Source organism: Brevibacillus laterosporus (assembly GCF_030489605.1).
Classification (GTDB): domain Bacteria; phylum Bacillota; class Bacilli; order Brevibacillales; family Brevibacillaceae; genus Brevibacillus_B; species Brevibacillus_B laterosporus_E.
In genome coordinates this window covers 98,690-104,689 of the sequence record NZ_JAUKFY010000016.1, presented here as the reverse complement: position 1 = coordinate 104,689, position 6,000 = coordinate 98,690, and the positions used below count along the sequence as shown (strand labels likewise).

Sequence of the window (6,000 nt, the reverse complement as noted above, 5' to 3'; positions counted from 1 at the left end):
AGCCTATGAGGCGAAGCGATGGAATGAGGAAATGTGGGCACAAGCATCTGAGCAATTTATAAACTATCGTGGACATGGAGAACATGCGAAGATGCTTAGCGGTGAACAGATTCCTAAAAATGCTTCCATACTCGAAAGCATTCTCCAAGAGATTTTTGTCCTGAAATAAATGTTGTACCGATGAAAGTTTCGTTTTCATGATTTCCCCTATAAAGAATTTGAATTTGTAGGGGAAATCACTATCTATCTTTTCGAGAGGAGCAGCAGATGAATTTTCAAAAACAAGCGCAAGCATCCTTAAAAAAACCTGTATTCCAGTGGATATTAACGCATGTAAAACCATATCGTTTTTGGGTTTTTCTCTGTATCGTTACTTCTCTGATCGTAGCGACAGTCGAAATTTGGATGGGAATCTTAATTAGAACGATGGTTGAAAATACAAATGACTATCAGAAGCTAGTAAGTTTTGCTACCCTGATTTTAGGATTAACGCTTGTCGGCTTTGTTTCAAAATATTTGATAAAATTTTCAGCCGTTAAATTTAGCGCAAACGCTCTCCGGGATTTAAAAAATAATGTTGCTTATCATATCGAAAAGATGCCGATTTCAGCGATTGAAAAATATCACTCTGGAGATATTACCTCTCGCTTAACAAACGATGCCACGGTATTACAGAATTTTTTGCAGCAACATTTCTACCAAATTTTTTATATGCCTGTTATTTTTATTGGAGCACTTTGCTTACTGGTTTCTACTAATTGGAAATTGGTTGTGTTAAGCATCTCCATTTTGCCCGTAGCAATCTTGATTATGAGTGTTTTGAGTAAACCTTTGCAAAAACATACGGAAGAATTACAACAGAACCTAGGGAAAGCTAACTCCATAGCTCAAGATACGTTGGCAGGGATACATATGGTCAAAGCTTTTAATTTAGAAAATGTGTTATTTGAGAAATATTCGTCTACTATGTCTATCGTTTTGCAGAAAGGAATTTTGGTAGAAAAGAAGCGGGCATGGATGACTGCACCTGGTATGTTGCTTTTCTCTGCGCCAATCGTGTTTTTTATCGCATACGGAGGATATTTAATTCAAACGGGAGAATTAGATTTAGGGAATTTGGTCTTGTTTAGTTATTTGCTTAACTATATTATCGAGCCACTTTCTCTGATGCCTGTATTATTTGCACAAGTTCAAGAGGTTTCAGGGGCATCAAAACGCATGTTCGATATTCTGGAACAGCCAATTGAACAAGAGAATAAGCCATGCTTGGACATAAAAGCAAACACACAACCAGTTGTTTTTAACAATGTATCATTTGCCTATGATGGTCATGAAAAAATATTGGATGAGGTTAGCTTTGCTTTATCTGAAAACAAAACAATTGCATTAGTAGGGGCTAGTGGAAGCGGAAAAAGCACAATCTTAAAACTATTATGTGGTTTTTACCCTGCGACACATGAGGGGGAAGTCAGCAGCATCACTGTTTTCGGACACACTCTACAGGATTGGAACCTAAGCGACATGCGTAAGTATATATCCCTGGTATCTCAAGAAAGCTATCTTTTTCCCGTTTCTATTGCCGAAAATATAGGGTTCGGAAAAACAGATGCTACAAGAGATGAGATCATTGCCGCAGCAAAGGCAGCAAATGCCCATCAATTCATTATGGAACTTCCTGAAGGCTACGAAACCATAGTTGGAGAAAGAGGTTCACGATTATCCGGGGGACAAAAACAGCGCATTGCAATTGCTCGGGCTATCTTAAAAGATGCACCAATTCTGCTGTTAGACGAACCGACCTCCGCGTTAGACACCCAATCCGAAGCACTGGTGCAAGAAGCACTCGAACAGATGATGAGAAATCGTTCGGTTCTTGTTGTTGCTCACCGTCTCTCAACGATTAAGGAAGCTGATGAATTGCTGGTATTAGATAGGGGACATATTGTCGAGCGTGGAACACATACGGAGTTACTCACGAAAAATGGAGTATATGCGAGACTTTATCAAAAGAAATTTATTGAGGGGGAAAACAAAAGGATGGCAGACGAGGAGGTATACTCATGTTCTTAAAAAAATGGATAAACGAACTTGTATATCTGCTATCTTTTATGGGTTCTAAAAAGAAGAAATATATTTTTGGTATGCTAGGGGATGGATTTATACAAGCTTGTATTGTGATCATTTTACCGTTTGTATTTAAGGATGTAACTGATTTTGCTAGCAGCAGCGGCAGGGATACGGCTTTGTTAATTCGTGCGGTACTCATGATTAGTGGGACTCTACTTCTAGTGAGTATCCTCTCCCCGACGTTTAGCTATATATACCGTCGTACTGTCAAAGAGGTAATGGCTGATGTGAGGCTGATCTTGTTTAGACAAGCAGGGAGATTGCCATCCCGCTACTATGAACAGCATCATTCCGGCGATATTATGTCCAGATTGAGTAATGATTTACTTACGATGGAGCGGACGTATTCAGAACATATCAAGACGATTGCGATCGTTCTCATTTCTTTACTAGGTTCCTTGACGGGTATGTTTTTATTAGATTGGAGATTTGCTTCGGTACTGGTTGTCCTTAGTGCAGTAACTCTTTATATTAATACACGGTTTGCTAAATCTGTGCGTAAGGTAAGTGATAAAACACAGCTGCAACAAGGATTTTTGACGGAAAGATTGAATGATTTTTTAGCCGGGCTGCCTATTGTTAAAATATTTCATTTAAAACAAGCTGTAACCGAACGCTACATCGAGATGAATGAACAAGTAACATCTTCAATAATTAAACAAGGGCACAAAAATGCATTGTTAGAAGGAACCAACTTTTTCATTAATTTTTTAAGCTTTGGTGGGATGCTGGTTTTTGGGATTATCATGGTTGTGCAAGATGTAATTGGGGTAGGTTCTCTTGTAGCGATCATTCAACAGCAACTATTAGTAACAGTAGGATTTCTTCACCTGGGCCAGGTTTTATCCATTCTGCAAAGCTCTCTTTCAGGAGCTTCTCGTGTTATTGAGCTTCTCTCAGAACCAATCGAACCCCAACGTTATCTCTTTTTATCCGAAGAGCTACCTTATCAAAAGGAAAAGGTGCTAGAAATGAATCAGATTGTTTTTGAATATGATTCGGACGCAAAAGTACTGGATGATTTTTCATTTTCGATTGGAGAGGGAGAAACGGCTGCTCTTGTAGGAGCCAGTGGCAGTGGGAAAAGCACAGTGATTAAATTATTACTGGGGTACTATCCAGCTAAAAGCGGAACCATTCGCCTGTTTGGCAAAACAATTGGAGAATATACCCTGCAAGAGACGAGAAGCCTGATAGCCTATGTTCCACAGGATGCTTATTTATTTGAGGGAACAATTGAAGAAAATATTCGCTATGGAAAGCTAGATGCTACTCAGGAAGAAGTCGTCGAAGCTACTAGAGCAGCATACGCACATGATTTTATCATGGATCTTCCAAATGGCTATGAAACGCGTGTAGGAGAGCGTGGCGCCATGTTGTCGGGTGGTCAGCGTCAGCGGATAGCGATTGCTCGGGCCATTGTTAAAAATGCTCCTATCCTTTTATTGGATGAAGCCACCTCAGCGTTGGATTCTGGATCGGAATATTGGGTGCAAAAAGCCTTAGCCGAACTAATGAAAGATAGAACAACTCTGATCGTCGCACATCGTCTTTCTACAGTAGAGCAAGCTGATATGATTTATGTTGTAGATAAAGGAAAGGTGGTTGAAAACGGGAGTCATCAAGAACTTCTTTCGAAAAATGGCTTTTATTCTACCTTGTATAAGATGCAAACAAGCCTTTCAGATGAGCATGAGCTCACAGCATCTCCTATTTAACCATTTTTTCTCTCATAGCAGAAATAACAACTTACCGCTTGACAGCACAAAAAAGCTGACTATAATTAATAAAAAGCAACAATATTTCTGCTTGTTAAAATTTACATATGAAAAGCATTGAAAAGGATAGTAGATAATCAAGTGTGTAATTAGAGAGCTGCCCCTTGGCTGGAAGGGTGGTGACAGACTGATTATTGAATGTCACCTTTGAGCTTTACTCGCCAAAGATTGAATAAGATCGAGTAGTGAGTAACGGTTGGTCTCGTTAATAGACCTGAGTCATAATAATTGACTCACAGAGCTTGTTTTTGTGAAAAGGCAAGAAAACTGAGTGGTACCGTGTAAAATATACACCTCAGGATGAAATGATACATGTTATTTCGTTCTGAGGTTTTTATTTTTTTATAAAATGATGTAAAATTTCATATTTTCATTACTTGCAATGAATAGGAGTAGTAGGAAGAAGCTCTAGATGTACAGAAATCCGTTCCACGGCTGAGAGAACGGTCACTATCTTTTTCCGAAGTCGCCTACGAGCAGTGTATGTGAACAGCAATGCTTACGTAATATACACCGAATGATCCACGTTATAGGATGAAAGTCTATGACTTCATAATGTCTAATTCTCGTGAGTGAATTAGAGAAAACTGGGTGGTACCGCGAACCTCTCGCCTCAGTCATCATTTTTGCGATGATAAGGCGGGAGGTTTTATTTTTTTGGATAAAAAGGAGAAGAAAAAATGAAACAGCTATCGTGGAAGGAACAGTTGTATATTGGACTTATGTTATTCGCTTTATTTTTTGGAGCAGGCAATCTAGTATTTCCCCCTGGGCTTGGTTTTTCGGCAGGAGAAAATGTATGGCAGGCTATGCTTGGCTTTCTCATTACCGCTGTTGGTTTACCTATCTTAGGGGTAACTGCGATTGCGAAAAGTGGGGGTTTAGATGTCTTAACGAATCGGGTGCATCCTATTTTTGCTATCATATTTACCTTGACTACTTACTTATGCTTGGGGCCCTTTTTAGTCATACCTCGTGCAGGTAACGTTGCATTTGAAATGGGTGTTGTTCCCTTTTTACCTGATTTTTTACGTGCTAATTCTTTGACATTAACAGTGTATACGATTATTTATTTTACCGTTAATTTTTGGCTCTGTCTCAATCCTTCCAAGATGTTTGCGCGTATTGGAAAAATTTTAACGCCTATTTTACTTAGCATGATTACAATTATTTTTATACAAAGCCAGTTTTATCCGATTGGTGATTTTGGGAAACCAGTTGGAGCATACCAACAGTCCGCTACCTTCAAAGGCTTTATGGAAGGTTATATGACAATGGATACATTAGCTGCATTACTATTTGGAGGAGTAATTGTTGCAGCCTTTGAGAGAAAAAATATCTCTAATAAAAAACATATTGCCCGTCTTACGATGAGAACAGGAGTATTTGCCGGATTCCTATTAGCTCTGATCTACCTTATGCTGGGATATCTAGGAGCGGTTAGCCAAAGCTTATTGCCTTCTTATCAAAATGGAGGAGAGATTTTGACGGCTGTTTCCACCAATTTATTTGGACAATATGGAACGATCTTACTAGGAACAGTATTTACTCTTGCTTGTATCACAACTTCGGTTGGCCTGATAACCTCCTGCGGACAGTATTTCGCAAAGCTTATGCCACGCTTTTCTTATGCGGTGTGGACGGGAATCGTGTGTTTTACGAGTATGATTATTGCTAATTTGGGACTTAATCAAATTATTGTTTTTTCAGTACCCATTCTGCTAGTGATCTATCCATTAACAATTGTGTTAATCGTTTTATCCTTTGGACATTCCCTTTTTAAAGGATATAAGTCAGTTTATAAAATGAGTTTGCTGGGAACGGCTATGATTAGTTTAGTAGACGCCTTACAGCAAAGTAAAATCGTGGATGTTTCGTACATTACAGACGTATATCGTTACCTTCCGCTGTATGAGCAAGGAATAGGATGGGTACTGCCAGCCTTAGTTGGAGCATGCATTGGTTTTTTATGGGAGAAAGGAAAAGAAAATCAGTTACAGCCAGGGAAAAAAGAGAATGAATCCCATACTTCCTTTTCACAAATAGAGGAAGGACAGTAAATAGATAAGGTGTTGTGAATAAATCGCTCTATATG

Annotated in this window: 3 protein-coding genes and 1 other annotated feature; all 3 genes read left to right on the top strand. The window is 39.0% G+C overall.

Going from position 1 to position 6,000, the window contains the following annotated elements; translation table 11 throughout:
- Positions 1–267 precede the first annotated feature (267 nt).
- The 3 genes from QZ995_RS16740 to brnQ all read left to right on the top strand — a co-directional run bounded on the left by QZ995_RS16740 (position 268) and on the right by brnQ (position 5,965).
- Entirely contained in the window at positions 268–2,070 is a 1,803-nt protein-coding gene (locus tag QZ995_RS16740) for an ABC transporter ATP-binding protein (RefSeq protein ID WP_301808988.1), read from the top strand.
- Positions 2,061–3,845, top strand: a complete 1,785-nt coding sequence (locus QZ995_RS16735; RefSeq protein WP_301808987.1) for an ABC transporter ATP-binding protein — start codon at positions 2,061–2,063, stop codon at positions 3,843–3,845. The genes QZ995_RS16740 and QZ995_RS16735 overlap by 10 nt, the downstream gene beginning before the upstream one ends.
- A 108-nt stretch (positions 3,846–3,953) precedes the next feature.
- Positions 3,954–4,206: a binding site (T-box leader), on the top strand.
- A gap of 379 nt (positions 4,207–4,585) precedes the next feature.
- Positions 4,586–5,965, top strand: a complete 1,380-nt coding sequence (gene brnQ, locus QZ995_RS16730; RefSeq protein ID WP_301808985.1) for a branched-chain amino acid transport system II carrier protein — start codon at positions 4,586–4,588, stop codon at positions 5,963–5,965.
- Positions 5,966–6,000 lie beyond the last annotated feature (35 nt).

Coding starts and splice junctions, on each gene's coding strand:
- QZ995_RS16735 (WP_301808987.1), top strand. CDS start 2,061: ATGTTCTTAAAAAAATGGATAAACGAACTTGTATATCTGCTATCTTTT.
- brnQ (WP_301808985.1), top strand. CDS start 4,586: ATGAAACAGCTATCGTGGAAGGAACAGTTGTATATTGGACTTATGTTA.
- QZ995_RS16740 (WP_301808988.1), top strand. CDS start 268: ATGAATTTTCAAAAACAAGCGCAAGCATCCTTAAAAAAACCTGTATTC.